This is a genomic window from Acetobacter sp. ESL1128, assembly GCF_058505085.1.
Map to the genome: position 1 here is coordinate 1,856,395 of NZ_CP196369.1, position 16,367 is coordinate 1,872,761.

Below are 16,367 nucleotides of genomic sequence, written 5' to 3' on the forward strand. Positions count from 1 at the left end.
GCATGGTCGCCCATGAAGAACTGCATCGTGTCAGAACGCTTATAATGATATAAAGGAGACGGCAGCAGTCCCACTTTGAGGCATATTGCCCCCCACGGGCAAGGGTATCCCCCTCGCCCATAAACCAGACAGACGGAGCGGACCAACTTTTGAGCGCCTCACCGACCCTTGTCGCGCGTACTGGCAGTTTTTTCCACCGTTACGCCAACCCCGGCCGGTTTCTCAAGCTGGGCGCACGCCTCCAGCCATGGCTGACCTGGCCGGCTATTGTCTTTACCCTTGCGGGCCTTGGGTGGGGGTTGTTCTACTCCCCCGCCGACTGGCAGCAGGGGGATTCCGTGCGCATCATGTACGTGCATGTGCCCGCAGCCATGCTGGCCTCGGGCGGGTATGCCGGGCTTGCGCTCTGCGGCCTGCTCTCGCTCGTGTGGCGCCACCCGCTGGCAGATCTGGCTGCGGTGGAAATTGGCCCCGTTGGGGCATGCATTACCGCCCTGTGCCTGGCCACTGGCTCCATCTGGGGCAAACCCATGTGGGGCACATGGTGGGTGTGGGATGCGCGCCTGACCTCCGTGCTGGTCCTGTTTTTTCTCTACCTCGGGCATATCGCCCTGATCCGCGCGTTTGATGACCCGCAGCGCGGCTACCGTGCTGCCGCCATTCTGGCGCTGGCCGGGGCTGTGGACCTGCCGATTATCAAGTTCAGCGTGCAATGGTGGAACACCCTGCACCAGCCCGACAGCATTACCTTGACCGGTGCACCCACCATGTCATCCTCCATGCTGTGGCCGCTTGCTCTTTCCACCATCGGGTTCTCGCTGGGCTTTGCGGCCATTGTGGTGGCCCGCACCCGTGCCGCCGTGATGGAAAGCCGCATTCGTGCCCTGCTGTCCTCCCCCCGTCGGGGTGGAGGAGCAGCATGACCCACCTCCCCTACATTGTGGCCAGCTACGGGCTGGCCGCCATTATGGCGCTTGTTCTCTCCCTTGGTGCGGCACTCCGGCTTAAACGCGACCGGGCCAGACTGGCAGCACTGGAGCAGACCCATAACCGCAACGCAGGAACACCCCTTACTCCATGACCCGCAAGACCCGTCGCCTCTGGCTTGTCCTTGCCTGTGTTGCCTGCCTTGGCACCGCGGCCGCCCTGATCCTGCGGGCTTTTTCTTCCGACATTGTTTTCTTTGTCACCCCCTCGCAGGTCGAAGCCTCACCCCCGCCAGCGGATCGCACGGTCAAGCTGGGTGGCATGGTTGTTGCAGGCTCGGTCAAGCGTGAAAAACACGGTGAAACCCCCGTTGCCACCTTTGCCGTAACCGATGGCCAGGCCGCCGTGACCGTGCAGTATGAAGGGATTTTGCCCGACCTGTTCCGTGAGGGGCAAAGCGTGGTTGCCATTGGCACGGTCAAGCCGCCACACGGATTTGTGGCGAGCGAGGTTCTGGCCAAGCATGATGAGACCTACATGCCCAAGGAAGTGGCTGAAGCCCTTAAAAAATCCGGCAAATGGGACCCACGCTTTGGCCCGCCCCCCAGTGCTGCAAGCTGGAACAACATGACCGTGCAGGACGCAAGCAAGAGCCTTTCCGCCCCCGCCGCGGCAAACTGAACAGCCTGACTTAAAGAAGACGGGAGCCTCCCCCCAGATATGTTAAGCCCCGAACTTGGACATTACGCCCTTGCGCTAGCCTGTGTGCTGGCTGCCGTGCAGGGTATTATTCCCCTTATTGGCGCATCCCGGCGCGATGCGCGGCTTATGGCGCTGGCTCCCGGCCTTGCCATCGGGCAGATGATCGCCCTTGGCGTCTCCTTCCTCAGCCTGATTTACGCGGCGGTTACGGACGATTTTTCGGTCCAGAACATTGCGGAAAACAGCGCGGTTTCCAAACCTCTGCTCTACAAAATAACCGGCGTATGGGGGAACCACGAAGGCTCCATTCTGCTCTGGGCGCTTATTCTGGGCCTGTGTGGGGCCGCGGTGGCGGCCTTTGGGCGCAACCTGCCCTCCGCCCTGCGTGCGCGCGTTATTGCCGTGCTGGGCCTTGTGGCCACGGGGTTTGAACTGTTCTGCCTGACCACATCAGACCCGTTTGCCCGCATCTGGCCCGCTCCCATGGACGGCCAAGGCATGAACCCCCTGCTACAGGACCCCGGTCTGGCCTTCCATCCCCCCATTTTGTACACGGGTTACGTAGGCTTTGCCGTACCTTTTGCCTTTGCCATTGCCGCGCTGATTGAAGGCCGGGTTGATGCAGCATGGGGCCGATGGGTACGACCGTGGGCCGTGGCCGCATGGTGCTTTTTGACCTGCGGCATCGCCATGGGGTCCTGGTGGTCCTATTACGTGCTGGGCTGGGGCGGCTACTGGTTCTGGGACCCGGTGGAAAACGCCTCGCTCATTCCGTGGCTGACGGGCACCGCGCTGATCCATTCCGCCATTGTGGTGGAAAAGCGCGAAGCCCTTAAAATCTGGACCGTACTGCTGGCCATTGCCACTTTCTCATTCTCGCTGTCGGGCACCTTTCTGGTGCGTTCGGGCATTCTCAACTCCGTGCATGCCTTTGCAAACGACCCGGCTCGCGGGGTGTTTATTCTGGGCCTGTTGGGCGTTGTTATTGGTGGCTCGCTTGCCCTGTTCGCCTACCGCGCCCCAACCCTGACCGCAGGCGGGCTGTTTGCCCCCATCTCCCGCGAGGGGGCACTGGTGCTCAACAACATTCTGCTGTGCTCCCTGTGCGCGGTGGTGCTGACGGGGACCATGTATCCCCCCTTCATGTCCCTGTTGTTTGACCGCACCATTTCGGTTGGCAAACCGTTTTTTGATGCAACGACCATTCCGCTGGCGCTGCCCCTGTTCATTTTCATGGGCTTTGGCCCCATGCTGCCGTGGAAGCGCGCACAGCTCTGGCCTGTACTGCAAAAGCTGTGGCTTGCCGCCATTGTGGCGGCACTGGCCTGCGCGGTTGCCGTGTTTGAACTGTCTGGCGTGCTGGCCATTCTGTGCGCTGCTGCGGCATTGTGGGTTATTGCAGCCAGTGTGACCGATCTGGCAGAGCGCACAAAACTGTTCCGTGTGCCTGTTGCCACATCCCTCCAGCGGGCACGCATGCTGCCCCGCGCCATTATTGGCACGGCCATTGCCCATGCTGGCGTAGGCATTACCGTGCTGGGCCTTGCCGCCATGTCTCAGGCACAGCACAAGATTGTGGAAGTGCCTATTGGCACCACCGAACAGCTGGCCGGGTATGACTGGACACTCAAGGCCGTGGAGCAGGAACCCGGCCCCAACTACACGGCCATGGTCGCCACGCTGGAAGTCCGCCGCAATGGCAGGCTGGTTACGGTCATGCACCCATCCAAGCGCAGCTTTAACAGCCAGAACCAGACCACAACGGATGTTGCCATCCACACCAACATGCTGGCGGACCTGTACGGCGTTCTGGGCGACAGGCATGGCCCGGACAGCAGCCCGACCTATGTGCTGCGTCTGCACTACAACCCGCTGGCACCATGGATGTGGCTGGGTGCGCTGATCATGGCGTTTGGGGGAGCACTCTCCCTTTCTGACCGGCGTATGCGCGTAGGCGCGCCACAGCGGGCCAAATCCACCCCTGCAAGCACGAGCGTAGCATGACCACACCTTCGGATAACCTGACCCGCCGCCGCCTGCTTATGGCCCTGCCGCTGGCCGGTGCCGGTGTTGCCGGTGTTGCCTTCTGGAAAATGCTGGATGGCATGCAGCGCGGCTCCTTCAACCCGCATGACATCAACGCCCCCGTGCTGGACCGGCCAGTGCCAGACTTTACGCTGGCCCCGCTCCCCCCGGCAGAAGGGTTTACAACGCAGGATCTGCAACAGCTTACCAAGCCGGTGCTGGTCAATTTTTTTGCGTCATGGTGCATTCCCTGCCTTGCGGAAATGCCAACCCTTATGACCCTCAAAGACAAACTGACCATGTGGGGCATTGCCTACAAGGACAAGCCCGACAACGCCGCCAGCTTTTTGCACCATTCCGGCAACCCTTTTACCCGTCTGGGGGATGACCATACCGGCCGGGCCGGGATTGAATGGGGTATTTCCGGCGTGCCAGAGACTTTTCTGGTAGGGCCGGGGGGGATTATCCGCTGGCACACAGCAGCCCCCCTTACGGATGAGACCATTAACAAGGTCCTGTTGCCACTGGTGCAAAGGCTGCAAACACCATGACCATACGCCGCAAACTGACCGCCCTTGTGGCAGGCCTGCTCCTTATGGCAACACCGGTGCTGGTACTGGCGGTGGATGACCCGTCCGAAATGCTACCCAACCCGCAGCAGGAGGCCCGCGCTCAGGCCATTGGTGCACAACTGCGCTGCCTGGTGTGCCAGAACGAATCAATAGAAGACAGCAGCGCCGGTCTGGCGCGTGACCTGCGCCGCGTTGTGCGCGAGCACGTTGCCAAGGGCGAGAACAACCAGCAGGTCATGGACTGGATGGTGAGCCGTTATGGCAACTTCATCCGCCTGAAACCTGCGTTTTCGCCGGGAACGCTCCTGCTCTGGGCCATGCCGGTGCTGGCTCTGCTTATGGGGATTGGTACGGCTTTTCTGTTCTACCGCCGCAGGGCCGCAGCGCCACCGCCGCCGCCCCTGACCGAAGATGAAAAGGCCCGTCTGGCCAGACTGACAAAGGACTGAAAGCATGATCTGGCTTTCCATCGGGCTGCTCAGCCTGCTTGCCCTTGCCCCGGCTATTGTAACACTGTGGAAGCGCACCCGCGTTATTCGGGATGAACGCAGCACCGCACTGGCCCTGCACGAAGCCCAGTTAGCAGAACTGGACCGCGACCTTGCCATTGGCCTGATCGCCCCAACCGAACACGACGTAGCCATACTGGAAATCCAGCGCCGTATTCTTTCAGCCGATGCAGCACCCTCCACAGCACGGGCAAACAATTCGGCCATGCTGGGCTGGTTTGGCCTTGCGGCGGTGCCTGCTCTGGCCATTGCCTTATACCTGACCAACGGCACACCTTACCTGCCAGCCCAGCCCCTTGGCCCAAGGCTGGTGGCCCAGCATATGCAGAACCGCAAGGCCGATGCGCTCATCGCCCAGCTTCAGCAAGCCATGGCCAGCCTGCCTGCGGATGACCCCAACAGGCGGCAGGGCTACCTGCTGCTCGGCCAGTTGCAGGCATCGGGTGACCATTACGCGCAGGCGGCGGAAGCATGGAACCATGCTCTGGCGCTGGGCTTTGACCCTGAGCTGGCTGCCCGCACGGCAGAAGCCATGACAAGGGCCGAGCACCACGTTACTGCGCAGGCACTGGCGCTGTTCCGCAAGGCACTGGACGCTGCACCGCAGGATGCACCGTGGCGCCCCGCAGTACAGGGCCGCATTGCACAGGGCGAGCATGATCAGGAAAACCCCTGATCTGCCCGCCGTTATTTCTGGCTAGAACCTAGAACCCACCGCCGGGCCGTGGTGCAAAGCCCCGGCCCCAGACATCTTCCGTTGTGCGCACCTGCGGTGGGCGTGGCTGGCACGAAATAAGATACAACCCCACGACAAACACGATGTTTGAAAAGGCGTTGAACCAGACCGCCGTCCCGAATGTGGGCGGGGAGGTCAGTGCCTGATACACAACGTACAGGGCGAACGGGATAGAAACAATCCGTATGCTGACAAGCATATGCCGCAGCGGGTTGGGTTTTCCCGGTTTGACCAGCACGCGCACACGGCCAAGCCCGAAAAAAAAGCTGACGCACAGGCACCAGACCAGCACATTGAAGATCATGTTGCCAAAATCGTGCATGCCGGTCAGCACAAACACAGCAATAATGGAAACGGCAGACAGCAGCAAAGAGCCAAACTGGCAGCTCATGCCGGCATCAAAGGCCGAAAAGCGTTCTGGCAGCCTGTCTGCCATGGGCTGGCAGACCCGGTCCAGCAGCCAGCTATCCATCCGTATTATACGTTCACCCAGTGTCATGGCTGCATCATAACGGATTATGTGCCGTGATGCACGAAAATGCCGTGCATCACGCACTCACTGCCCAGCTTGTAACTCAGGCGCTTTTTGTTGTGTCGGGGGTGGGCAGCACGCCATCGGGCGTATGCTTGTCCACGGCGTCGGGCAGAAAATGCACCAGTGCAGTGACCACGGCATCGGCTGGCAGGCCGGTTTTTTCCACCAGCGCATGCACCGCATCACTCCCCAGAATGGAGCGGATTTCATCCGGCGTGGCGGGCACATTGCCGCTCTGGCTGATCCATGAGCGCACCTTGTCGCCCAGCCCGGCCTGATCGGCGCGGTCCAGCAGGGTCTGGATTGTCTGCGGCTGTGCCAGGGACTGGAGCTGCTGCTTGACAAGTGTCTGGACATCTCCGCCCAGAACGCTCTCGACCTTACCTACAATGCTCTGAAAAAAATCAGACATATCCACCATCTTTCCCATATACGCCACCAGGGCGGCCTGTCGGCAGGCAAGGCACTATTTGGTCATGGAACGAATAACAGATCCATGCAATACTTATAAGACAAAACCGGTTCCAGACCGACTTTCCCCGTTTGAGAAGCGATAGCTGATATGCGTCTGAACCCACAAGGAAAAAACGGGAAAACCAGCTACGGTTACAACCAGATTCCCCAGCTTCCTCTGTTGCAACAAAGTAGCCATTGTGCCCAGTCTTTCTTTTCCCCTGCTTGACAGGATCGGTCGCCTGCGGGCCTTCCGCCCGTTAGGGCCGCCGGGTGTGCAGAGCAAACTGCCCCTAAGCTGGCTGCTTGCCCCCACACCATCCGCAATAGGGTTTGCCCTGCGCACAACCGCGGCCGCCCTGATAGCGCTGGTCATTGCCCTATGGATGGAACTGGACGACCCGCAATGGGCCGCCATGACCGTATGGATCGTAGCACAGGGCTCACGCGGGGAGAGCCTTTCCAAGGCACGCTGGCGTCTGGTGGGCACAGGCATTGGGGTGGTCATGTCCATCACCCTTATTTCGGCCTTCAACCAGACCGCGTGGCTGTTTTTTCCCGCATTGTCCATCTGGTTGGGGCTATGCTGCGGGCTGGCAACCCTTGTGCGCAACTTCCGCTCCTACGCGCTGGTGCTCGCGGGCTACACAACGGCCATTATTGCCATAGGGGCAATCCCCCACCCCGAAAACGTGTTCATGACCGCCATGTCCCGCGCGACCTATATTGTGCTGGGCATTGTGTGTGAAAGCACCGTTGCAGGCCTTTTTGCCCATAATCTGGCCGAAACCGCCCGCCGCAACATCCGCGACAAGCTCCGCACGGCCCTGAGCAACGTATCCGAGGCCGTAGCCAGCCTGCTGGCCGGGGATGATGAAGCGCTTATCCGCTCACGCGCCATGTTTGGCCCCATCCTGTCCATTAACGACCAGATTGAATTTTCTGAAGCCGAGATGGGCCCCCATGGGCATGAAGGGGACCACGCCCGCGCAGCCCTTGCTGCGGTTTCGGTCCTGCTCTCACGCGGGTTGGGCATGACCGTGCGCCTGCAATACGTCCAGACCGACCAGCCCATATTCCGCGAGACGGCCTCCAACGTCAGCACTTTTCTGAGCAGCCTGCCTAACCGCCTGAACACGGAAACCGGGGTACGTGGCATTCTGCGCGACCTGCAACTACTCCGTGCCGAATGCCACCAGCAGATTGTGGATGCCCTGACGCACGAAATCGGGTCCGCCTTTACGCTGGAAGACGAACACGACCAGATTTCCGCCCTGCTGGACGGGCGGATTCTGCACAACGCCATGGACGAACTGCTGGGTGAACTGGAACAGGCCATTCGGGAATACGATGCCAGCCAGCACTTTATTCGTGGTGACCACTTCCACTTCCGCCTTCAGTCCCATGTGGACAAGCGCGAAGCCGCCTATAACGGCGTGCGTGCTGCCGTGGCCCTGAGTGCCGCCGGGCTGGTGTGGGAATGCACGGCATGGCCCACGGGCCTTGGCTTTATTACATTTGTTGCCATTGTGTGCGGGCTGTTTGCCACGCGGGAAAACCCGGTTGTTGCCACCACCCAGTTTATGATCGGTGGCATATGGGCTGCTCTTGTTGCGTTTTTTCTGGTCTTTTTTGTCCTGCCCACACAATCCAATTACGAAATGCTGGTCGCCACGCTGGCCGTGCCCATGTTTGCCGGCGGGCTGGCCGCACGCAACGCCAGCACGGCCCTGCACTCTGCCGCCTATACCCTTTTGCTCCCCAACTTTGTGCACCCGCTCAATCAGGGCCGGGTGGATGAGGTCACATGGTTCAATTCCACATGGGCCATTCTGCTAGGCGTATTTTTTGCGGTTCTTATTTTCCGCGCCGTGCTGCCCTTTAACAGTGCAGCCGAACGCTGGCGCATGCGCCGGACCCTACTGCGGGACCTGCGCACACTGGCTTCGGCCGAGCCCACCCCCATGACGCGGGACTGGATTGGCCGCAATATTGACCGCTTTGCCCGCCTGATCCGCCATGCTGGCCCTACACCTTCCCCCACTATTGAGGGCTGCCTGCAGGGCACACTGGCTGCCATGACCATAGGGTTGAACATTATCCGCCTGCGTGCGCTGCTGCACCGCAACCAGATCCCCCCCGCAGCGCGCCGGGCCATAGAAATTGTCATGAAGCGGATGAGCCATTTTACAGGCAAATATGGCCACACAGCCCATGCCGCCCGTGTAGCGACCACTGCATTACGCCGGATGGAAGCCGCCGAGCCCAACATTTCCACCCGTATTGAGCTCACCCGCGCGATTGCCTACCTGATCGTGGTTTCCCACGAGCTGGATGCCAATGCCGTGTTCCTGGATGCCACGCGCCCTTACCGTGCTGTTTGAAGCTTAAAACTGGGGTGATCTCAGGCAGCACCCCACGCAGGACTGCTTACCCATAAAAGGCACCGTATTCCATATATGAGTATGGCGGGGCGGATGCGCAGCTTTGGCACGCCAAACACCTGCCACCCCCATGATCAGGCCCAGAGTGAAGGGGCACTTGCATGCCCCTTTGCACAAAACATCCGGTTCAGAGTAATGCGGCACCAAATGGCAGATACGCCACAATAACCTGCTTAATGGGCTTCAACATCATGGAAGCGGGTGTAATCCACCGTAATGCGCCCATCGGGGCGGGAGAGCACAATATCCACAAAGCGATGGTTATGCTGCACCCGGTCAAACCTGTATGCGGTTCTTGCAAACACGGTCTGGCCCAGAGCCTCGTCCGTACCGGTCACTGTGACAATAATCTCGGCTTCCTCGCCTTCAAGTTCAGCAACCGTTTTACCATGCAAGGGGCTATCTGGCGTAATGACGTGCGCCATGACAAAGGCAAAGCGCAGCACCGGCACATGGGATTGCATAAGCAGAAGCTGGTCAAACTTGCGGACCAGATGCCCATTATCGCTCATGACCAGACGGGACAAAGCCACTTCAATATCAACCGATAAAATCACGCTCATCCGCAAATTGGCAATGCGGATGCACAGGGCGGGTATTCCTCCTTCGTTACTAATGACGGCTATGTTGCTGAACATCAGTCTGGCACGGGGGCGGGCAAAACGGGCAAAAACCACGCCCGTTGCAAGGGCTGTCAGCATCATGCCGACAAACACCTCGATCGAGACAATGGCATTGGCATAAGCCCCGATCGGGCTCATGGTCCCATACCCCACGGTCGAGAGTGTTTGCACACTAAAAAAGAACAGGGACAACAACGTACCGTGCGAGAGCCCCGTAATCTGGTTCGGGGCCACCATGTACAGCAACGCAAAAACAAGGTTGAGCACAACGTAGGATACAACGGCAATGGCAGCAAAAGCGGGCCAGCTTGCCGTAAGTGCATGGTGGTAAAGGTCACTCCATACGCTGTCCTTCAACCCTACGCGCACAACATCGCGGTGGCTTTTTTCCTCAACCAGCGCATGGGCGCGAAAGCGCCTGACCGCCTCCTTGGTACTTAAATGAAAACGTCCCCCTTCCTTACCGCTGGGTCTGGGGGCAACATTTTCCAGCTTGGTGTGGCGCTCTGCCTCCACTTGACGGCTGCGTTTTCTATAATGGTGGAAAAGTCTTTTCATCATCACCGCTCCGCGCGCACAGCCGGGCAGACGGGCTTGCGCTTGTTTGCGGTGTTACACAGCAAGGCAGGGTCTGTGCTCCATGGATTATGCATGGAAGACCTGCTTAACTTGCGATTATTTTTTAGGTGTCATGCTTTTTCAAGCAAATGGAACAAAAACACCTCTCAAGTTCTGTGTATAACACACCATAACTTGATACCTTGCCTTACACAGCGCCTGTATTCCCTGCTGCAAGGGATACAGCACCAAGTGCGCGATACCGTAAGGAATAGGGCGTAGGAGCACCCACCCACTCATGCCTTGCGGGCAATGCAGCTTATGCCAATGGCAGCACAGAGTGCATGGCTTTCTGGCAGACCAGTAAAGCCATGCACCAAAACTAGCTGGTTAGGGTGCGCTCTCAGTTTCCGCAAAGGGTCTGAGCACAATATCACCCGCGCTGCGTGCCCATGCCCGAGCATCATCCGCTGGTGGCGTGGCATTGCCTTTGGTCAGGCTACCATGGACCAGCGTTTGCGCATCCATCCGGTTCAGGCTGCCAGATTGTGCGGCTGCACTCTGCGCGGCCCGTGCCCACAAGGCATGCGCCTTGGCCTGATCTCCCTGACTGGCAGCAATCCGCGCGGCAAGGGCAAGTGCCCGCGCCATGTCGTGGTATGCGGCCTCACCCTGACGCAGGTTTGCTGCTTCCTCGGCCTGCTGTTCGGCCAATGCGGGGTTGGAGTGACGGAGCACGCGGGCCTGAATCTCGGCCCGGTCAGCCTGCTGTGCGACGGAGAGCGGCTGCTTAAGCCCGCTCAAATAAGCCCCGGCGGCCTGAAGAGCGCTTTGGTCGCCCTGTGCATCGGCTGCTAGGCCCAGCACAAGGGCTGCCCGTGCGGCAACACCCGTATCGGCGGAGCGCATGGCCTGCTGCGCCAGAGGAATAGCCTGCGCGTAATGGCCAAGCCGGTAATGGCTTGCCGCCTCAACCAGATCGAGCGAGGACATATCCTGCGCACCGCGTAACTGCACTGCCTGACGTGTGGCCTGTGTTGTCTTCAGCGCGTCATCCGGCGTGTTGGCGGCCAGTTGTGATACTGCGAGGTCGTATCCGGCCTCAGCCACGGCTGTTCCATCATCACGCACAATGGCAAGGTTGGCGGCCTTGCGGTACTGGGATACGGCCACCGTGTAGCGCCCCAGTTCAAAGGAATCCCGGCCGGCCATCATGGCCTGATCCCACGCGGCATCATCCTGCGCGGTGGGTTTGCTCTGGCTGGCCCCGCACCCGGCCACCAGCAGCGGGGCTGTTAGCACCAGCATGTGTGCAAGGCGTCTCATGGCCGCACCTGCTGGGGTGCCAGACGTTTATGGTGCGTCACCTTATGCCCGCCCAGCAGCCACATCCCGCGCAACTGGTCGGTCAACTGCTGCAGGCCGTAAAGTGTGGTCTGGGCCTGTGCCAGCATGGCAGGCAGGTCTGCCGTACTGGCTTCCACATTACTGGCAATGGCTGGCAGGTGCGGCGTTGCGTCCTTTACATCCTTGGTGGCGGATTTGAGGTTGCCCATGGTGGCATCTGTTTTGCTCATGATCCCCGAAACCTGTTTTTCAATCGGCTTGAGCCGTTCGATCACAGCATCCAAAGAGGCAATAGTGGCTTCAGACTGGCGGATAAGCTGGTCATTGGTCATCAACTGCCCGATTGTGCCCTTGCCCGCGTGCATGTCGGTAATGGTGCCGTCCAGCTGGGCCATCATATGTCTGGCACTGGCCAGCGCGGGCATGATTTCAGCCTGAATACTGTTCAGGGTCGCGGTAATCTGGTCTGCGGGGTTGGGTGCCGGGGTGGCCGAAATAACGGCATAGCTCCAGTCCATCGGGTCCCCATGCCCGCGGCTGAGGTCCAGATAGGAAGCCCCCGTTACAATAAGCTGCTTGCGGATAAGGGCTGTGCTGTCCCGCCGGACAAAAGGCTTGGCCTGTGGGTCAAGGTCAACCATGGCATACATGTTACCAGATGGATTGAGCTTGATGCTGCGGATGGTGCCCGCATGCGCCCCCATAAGCTGTACGTCCCCGCCAACGGTCAAACCGCCCACACCAGAAGCGGGCAGCACAACGCGCAGCCGTGCGGGTGGGGTCAGCCAGTCACGCAGCACACCTGCCTCGATAACCGCGCCCCCAAAAATGAGTATGCTCAGAAGCACAAGAAACCCGACCCATTCATCTGCATAACGCAGGGAAATGAGGGGTTTTACTTTCTGTCGTAAGCGGAGTTGGAACATTATCCCATCCGTACTGCTACAAGACCATCATCTGCAAGCCGCCAGGTTGCCGTAATACCCTGCCGATATTCCTGCCAGACTGCGTTATTCCTTACCAGCCAGATAACCCCGGCACCCCTGTCGCGCGCCTCGGTTATTGCAGCCAGAAAAGAATTGCTCAATTCTGCCGGACCGCTCTCAAGCGGGTCTTCCAGCAGTAACAAATGGGGCCTTCCCAAAAACGCCCGCACGCAGCTTGCGCGCAAAAGGTCATCCTCGGGTAAAAAACTGGGGTTCTGTGTTGGCAGACCGGGCAGGCCAAAACTTTCCGCCAGCCGGGCAGCATCATGCACCAGATCATCAATCGGGCGGGTTGTGTGGTGCAACTGCTGCAACACAATTGCCAGATGCACCGGCACAAATTCGGGCCAGCTTGCCCGGTGTGTCACCCGCCCGATACGCCCGCGCAGGGCGTTGAGTTCCCGGTCGCCCAGATCGGCCCAGTCCAGCCCCATAAACCGCACAAACCCATCATCCAGCGGCACAAGCCCACAGCACAGGTCCGCAAACATGGTGGCGTGCCCTATGTCGCGCGCTTCCACCACCATGCAGTCTCCGGGCATCAGCTTCATGCTGAACGGAACCGGCGGCAGCCCGCTCTCATCAAACGATGGAACGGCCTTGTTCAGTTCAAGCAGGGGGCCGGAAGCGTACACATCCATCTTACAGATCCAGACTGAACAGAACGCTCACCACCATCACAATCAGCATCCCGCGGGAAAAGCCGCGGGGCAGCAGGGTGCGCAGTGAATCCTCGTTTGTGGCGGTCAGCCCGGTCAGGCAGCCGCCCAGCCCCACCACAAACCCGACAGTAATGAACTTGAGCGGAATAATAACGTAATCCGTGCCGGACATGGCTGTTGCCACATCATCCAGAAAAGCCCAGACGGGGTTGTTGATCACCCCGGACATGCGGCTCATCACATACCCCGTCACAAGGGATGCGAACGAGAACAGGATACCCAGCGTAAACCCGGCCACGGTAAAAGCCAGTGTACGCGGCAGCACCAGCAGCAAAAAGGGGTCTATGCCCACAGCCTGCATGGAGCGGATTTCCCCCCCGATGCTCAACAGCCCCAGTTCCGTGGTGGAGAGCATACCGTTACGCCCCAGCAGGAGCACACCCACCAGAATGGGCGCTATTTCGCGCACGACAATATTGATCAGGATTGAGCCGGTCATGGTGGCAAGCCCGGTCAGCCCCAGCCAGTAAATAACCTGCGACACAGCGGCAAGCCCGGTCAGCACCCCGGCAAACATGGTGGCAACAAGCCCACCACGGATAATGTTGTTCATGGTGCTGATAAATTCGTAGCGGACTGTCCGCCGCCATGAATGCGCGCGAAAGCTCTCGAAGATCACTCCCCAGGATGCGCCCAGCATAATAAGCAGAAAACGCGCCTGCCTGCGCGTAAGCCGCCCGATCCATGCCAGCTTGCCAAGCCCCCACTGAACAGGGGCAAACAGCCTGCCCTGCCCTGTCTGCCCGGCAAGCACGGGGTCGCGCGTTGTATCGGTAGGTGGCGGGAGCGGCTGGGGAGCCTGCTGGTCGGTCTCACTCATCGGCGGGCTGCCAGTGTATAGGCACGGCCAAGACCCAGATGCGGCACAAAGAAGGAGCCTCGGCTGCGGAACAGGTAGCGGTCACGCAGGTTGGTATAAACGCGCTCCGTAACCTGAATGGTACCGGGGTCTATCGCGCTTTCGGCCATCAGCTCGGCAAGGGAGACTGTCTGCCCCCACAGGTTGAACACCGTTGGCAACTGCCCCACGGCGCCACCAAATGCGGGGCCAAAATCCATACCCATGGTAAACACGGGTTCCAGATCGGCCGCAGCCAGCGCGCCCATAAATGTTTCACGCATTTTAAGGGCGGCATTGGCCAGACGCACCAGTGCTGTGGGGTCCGGCTCTGTTGTGCAGCCTGCCATACAGATCATGCGGTGCCCGGCCACTTCCACCGCAAACAGGTGCTCTTCCTGCGCAACGCTCTGGACCTGTGTGGCCAACTGGTTGATCAGGGCGATCAGGGCTGCGGTTTCCTTGTTCCCTTCCACTACGGGGTCGGAAAAGCTGACAACGAGCACGGCAACAGAGGGGTAAATACTCGCACCTGTTACGTCCGCCATTTCATCTGCCCGCATCAGCAGATTATCGGACATAGGCGTGCCAGTAACCGCCACAGGAGCAGAGGTTTTGCTGTCTGCCACGGGTTTCTGCTGGGCTTCCAGCGCATCCTGCGCGGCAAAGCGTGTACCCGCAATGCTGGCCATGAGCTCTACAAAATAGAGCAGATGCGGCAGCATGACCGGGTCTTCCAGCGCAAGCATACCCAGCGTGCCATGGGGGCCATGCACAGGGTACACAGCAAGTGCGCGCGTACTGACCTCACGCATGACCAGCCGTTCAAACCGTGTCGTACGTTCATCCGTTGCGGCGTTGCTGACGGAGAAGGAAGACCCTTCCTCTATGGCATCAAAGAACTTGCCCAGTTCTTCCCGCCCCATTTCAAACCCGCCGGAATGGGTGTTCTGGGTCCGGTCATAGGTATCATCACACACCATGGCGGCACCATCGTGCAGGAAGCGCCACAGGCTGGCACGGCGCGCACCCGTAACCTGCGCGAGCTGTTCCGTAAGCACCAGCGCATCAGCCGCAGGGTCAAACAGGTGCGGCGCTACAGCCACCTGCTGCAAGGCACCACTTTCCTGCGCGACCTGGGACTGCTGGACCGCAAGCCTGCGGTTGCCTGCTTCCGTCCGGCGCAACTGGCGGATGTAAAGTGCCCCCAGAAGGAGCGAAAACACCGTAACAATCCCCGCAAACTGAAGGCTCTGCCGGCTGCTCTGGTGCGCAAAGCTGCCAAAATCGTTTTCAGGGGCGGCAATCAGCAAAATCCAGCCCTGCGAGTAACGCGGCAGAGCGGAGGCCATGGTAATATAGGTCTTGCTATCCCACTCCACATGCTTGGGGCCAAAGCCACGCACCCGGTAATGGTCGTACCCCAAGGCAAAAACCGGGTAGATTTTGGGGTCCAGCACCATTTTGTCCGGGTCCCAGCCTGCGGCTTCCGCGTGCTGGGTAAGGTTACGCCCTGCAATCACCCGTCCTTCACCATCCACAATCATGGCGCTGCCGGACTTGCCGATTTTGATTTTATCCAAAAACGCGCTCAGCTCATTAAGCGAGATATTGGTGGCAAACACCATTTCATGCCCGTCATCACGCCGGAAGCGGAGCGAACTGGTCATGACAAACTGTTTATCGGTCGGGAACAGGTAAGGCTGTGTCCACTGGATGGTGTCTTTGCCAGCCGTGTTTTTGTACCACGGGCGCACGCGCGGGTCGTAATCACCGGCGGGGGCATCATACTGCCGGACCTGCTGCCCCGCGGTATTGAAAAGAACATGATGCAGAACTTTTGCGCCACCCGGCTGCGTAACAAGGCGGACATGGTCCAGCACGTCCTTGTCGGGGGAGCGGGTGATCAGCGTAAAATTACCCTGATCATCGGCCAGATAAAAAGACTGCAACTGCGGAATTTTTTGCAGCATGACGCTGCCGTAGGAATAAAAGACCTTGTCCGACACCAAAGGCGGGGCATGTTCGATCATGCCTGCGGCAATCAGGTTTCCGGCTGCAGAAGGCGCAATATAGTCCCCCACTTCCTGCCCGATATAGTGCTGGGTTGCCTCCATAAGCTCACGCGTGAGAACAGAGACACCCTCGCGTGTGGTGCGGTATGAACTGATGCCCACCCACGCAATGGCCCCAACGGTCATGATGATCAGCACAAAGGGGAGGACCATGTGCAGCAGCACCCGCCGAACGGATGCATTGTGCTGAACTGTCGGGTCTATGATCTCTTCAGAAGACACGCACCAAATTCCACTGCCTGTTGGTCATGAACATTCATGCCCCTACCACCGTAGCGTCCGGCAAGGCCGACCGCACAATGGCAAAGGTGGGCT

The 16,367-nt window shown here is 59.6% G+C and carries 16 protein-coding genes; 8 read left to right on the forward strand and 8 right to left on the reverse strand.

The genetic code is table 11. The features are described from left to right. Positions 1–149: 149 nt before the first annotated feature. Genes ACSYTG_RS08605 through ccmI form a run of 7 tightly spaced genes read left to right on the forward strand, consistent with a single transcriptional unit; the run spans position 150 to position 5,411 of the window. On the forward strand, positions 150–923 hold the full coding sequence (locus ACSYTG_RS08605) for a heme ABC transporter permease (RefSeq protein ID WP_489782909.1): 774 nt from the start codon (positions 150–152) through the stop codon (positions 921–923). Continuing rightward, complete coding sequence (locus ACSYTG_RS08610; RefSeq protein ID WP_143221875.1) at positions 920–1,081, forward strand: heme exporter protein CcmD; 162 nt, start codon at positions 920–922, stop codon at positions 1,079–1,081. The genes ACSYTG_RS08605 and ACSYTG_RS08610 overlap by 4 nt, the downstream gene beginning before the upstream one ends. Continuing rightward, a complete protein-coding gene (ccmE, locus tag ACSYTG_RS08615; RefSeq protein ID WP_095348988.1) occupies positions 1,078–1,608 on the forward strand; it encodes a cytochrome c maturation protein CcmE in 531 nt (176 codons plus the stop codon). The genes ACSYTG_RS08610 and ccmE overlap by 4 nt, the downstream gene beginning before the upstream one ends. 39 nt (positions 1,609–1,647) lie before the next feature. Beyond that, positions 1,648–3,633: a heme lyase CcmF/NrfE family subunit gene (locus ACSYTG_RS08620; RefSeq protein ID WP_086645355.1), complete on the forward strand. Its 1,986-nt coding sequence runs from the start codon at positions 1,648–1,650 to the stop codon at positions 3,631–3,633. Then, a complete protein-coding gene (locus ACSYTG_RS08625; protein ID WP_489782910.1) occupies positions 3,630–4,205 on the forward strand; it encodes a DsbE family thiol:disulfide interchange protein in 576 nt (191 codons plus the stop codon). The genes ACSYTG_RS08620 and ACSYTG_RS08625 overlap by 4 nt, the downstream gene beginning before the upstream one ends. Beyond that, on the forward strand, positions 4,202–4,675 hold the full coding sequence (locus tag ACSYTG_RS08630) for a cytochrome c-type biogenesis protein (RefSeq protein WP_489782911.1): 474 nt from the start codon (positions 4,202–4,204) through the stop codon (positions 4,673–4,675). The genes ACSYTG_RS08625 and ACSYTG_RS08630 overlap by 4 nt, the downstream gene beginning before the upstream one ends. A 4-nt stretch (positions 4,676–4,679) precedes the next feature. Then, positions 4,680–5,411: a c-type cytochrome biogenesis protein CcmI gene (gene ccmI, locus ACSYTG_RS08635; RefSeq protein WP_489782912.1), complete on the forward strand. Its 732-nt coding sequence runs from the start codon at positions 4,680–4,682 to the stop codon at positions 5,409–5,411. A 28-nt stretch (positions 5,412–5,439) separates the two neighbouring features. On the opposite strand, the gene ACSYTG_RS08640 is transcribed toward ccmI, so the two are convergent. After that, entirely contained in the window at positions 5,440–5,970 is a 531-nt protein-coding gene (locus tag ACSYTG_RS08640) for a hypothetical protein (RefSeq protein WP_086645351.1), read from the reverse strand. Between the two features lie 76 nt (positions 5,971–6,046). Then, the gene (locus ACSYTG_RS08645) at positions 6,047–6,418 is read right to left on the reverse strand and encodes a YidB family protein (RefSeq protein WP_086645397.1); all 372 of its coding nucleotides are present in this window, start codon (positions 6,416–6,418) and stop codon (positions 6,047–6,049) included. A 241-nt stretch (positions 6,419–6,659) separates the two neighbouring features. Between ACSYTG_RS08645 and ACSYTG_RS08650 the strand changes: the two genes are divergently transcribed. Further along, a complete protein-coding gene (locus tag ACSYTG_RS08650; RefSeq protein ID WP_086645350.1) occupies positions 6,660–8,843 on the forward strand; it encodes an FUSC family protein in 2,184 nt (727 codons plus the stop codon). 233 nt (positions 8,844–9,076) lie between these two features. On the opposite strand, the gene ACSYTG_RS08655 is transcribed toward ACSYTG_RS08650, so the two are convergent. The 6 genes from ACSYTG_RS08655 to ACSYTG_RS08680 form a co-directional block, all read right to left on the reverse strand. Continuing rightward, complete coding sequence (locus tag ACSYTG_RS08655; protein ID WP_086645349.1) at positions 9,077–10,087, reverse strand: ion channel; 1,011 nt, start codon at positions 10,085–10,087, stop codon at positions 9,077–9,079. 387 nt (positions 10,088–10,474) lie between these two features. Then, positions 10,475–11,410 (reverse strand): tetratricopeptide repeat protein, encoded by a 936-nt coding sequence (locus ACSYTG_RS08660; protein ID WP_253527265.1) that lies wholly within the window; start codon positions 11,408–11,410, stop codon positions 10,475–10,477. After that, positions 11,407–12,357, reverse strand: a complete 951-nt coding sequence (locus tag ACSYTG_RS08665; RefSeq protein WP_165925055.1) for an MlaD family protein — start codon at positions 12,355–12,357, stop codon at positions 11,407–11,409. The genes ACSYTG_RS08660 and ACSYTG_RS08665 overlap by 4 nt, the downstream gene beginning before the upstream one ends. Further along, positions 12,357–13,058 carry an ABC transporter ATP-binding protein gene (locus ACSYTG_RS08670; RefSeq protein WP_086645346.1) on the reverse strand — a complete coding sequence of 234 codons (702 nt, stop codon included), beginning with the start codon at positions 13,056–13,058 and terminating at the stop codon, positions 12,357–12,359. The genes ACSYTG_RS08665 and ACSYTG_RS08670 overlap by 1 nt, the downstream gene beginning before the upstream one ends. A 1-nt stretch (position 13,059) precedes the next feature. Then, positions 13,060–13,959 (reverse strand): MlaE family ABC transporter permease, encoded by a 900-nt coding sequence (locus ACSYTG_RS08675; protein WP_095348993.1) that lies wholly within the window; start codon positions 13,957–13,959, stop codon positions 13,060–13,062. Beyond that, positions 13,956–16,274, reverse strand: a complete 2,319-nt coding sequence (locus ACSYTG_RS08680; RefSeq protein ID WP_095348994.1) for an adenylate/guanylate cyclase domain-containing protein — start codon at positions 16,272–16,274, stop codon at positions 13,956–13,958. Before ACSYTG_RS08680 ends, ACSYTG_RS08675 begins: the two co-directional genes overlap by 4 nt. Positions 16,275–16,367: the final 93 nt, after the last annotated feature.

Coding starts and splice junctions, on each gene's coding strand:
- ACSYTG_RS08670 (WP_086645346.1), bottom strand. CDS start 13,058: ATGGATGTGTACGCTTCCGGCCCCCTGCTTGAACTGAACAAGGCCGTT.
- ACSYTG_RS08665 (WP_165925055.1), bottom strand. CDS start 12,357: ATGTTCCAACTCCGCTTACGACAGAAAGTAAAACCCCTCATTTCCCTG.
- ACSYTG_RS08640 (WP_086645351.1), bottom strand. CDS start 5,970: ATGACACTGGGTGAACGTATAATACGGATGGATAGCTGGCTGCTGGAC.
- ACSYTG_RS08610 (WP_143221875.1), top strand. CDS start 920: ATGACCCACCTCCCCTACATTGTGGCCAGCTACGGGCTGGCCGCCATT.
- ACSYTG_RS08660 (WP_253527265.1), bottom strand. CDS start 11,410: ATGAGACGCCTTGCACACATGCTGGTGCTAACAGCCCCGCTGCTGGTG.
- ACSYTG_RS08655 (WP_086645349.1), bottom strand. CDS start 10,087: ATGATGAAAAGACTTTTCCACCATTATAGAAAACGCAGCCGTCAAGTG.
- ccmE (WP_095348988.1), top strand. CDS start 1,078: ATGACCCGCAAGACCCGTCGCCTCTGGCTTGTCCTTGCCTGTGTTGCC.
- ACSYTG_RS08625 (WP_489782910.1), top strand. CDS start 3,630: ATGACCACACCTTCGGATAACCTGACCCGCCGCCGCCTGCTTATGGCC.
- ACSYTG_RS08675 (WP_095348993.1), bottom strand. CDS start 13,959: ATGAGTGAGACCGACCAGCAGGCTCCCCAGCCGCTCCCGCCACCTACC.
- ACSYTG_RS08630 (WP_489782911.1), top strand. CDS start 4,202: ATGACCATACGCCGCAAACTGACCGCCCTTGTGGCAGGCCTGCTCCTT.
- ACSYTG_RS08620 (WP_086645355.1), top strand. CDS start 1,648: ATGTTAAGCCCCGAACTTGGACATTACGCCCTTGCGCTAGCCTGTGTG.
- ccmI (WP_489782912.1), top strand. CDS start 4,680: ATGATCTGGCTTTCCATCGGGCTGCTCAGCCTGCTTGCCCTTGCCCCG.
- ACSYTG_RS08645 (WP_086645397.1), bottom strand. CDS start 6,418: ATGTCTGATTTTTTTCAGAGCATTGTAGGTAAGGTCGAGAGCGTTCTG.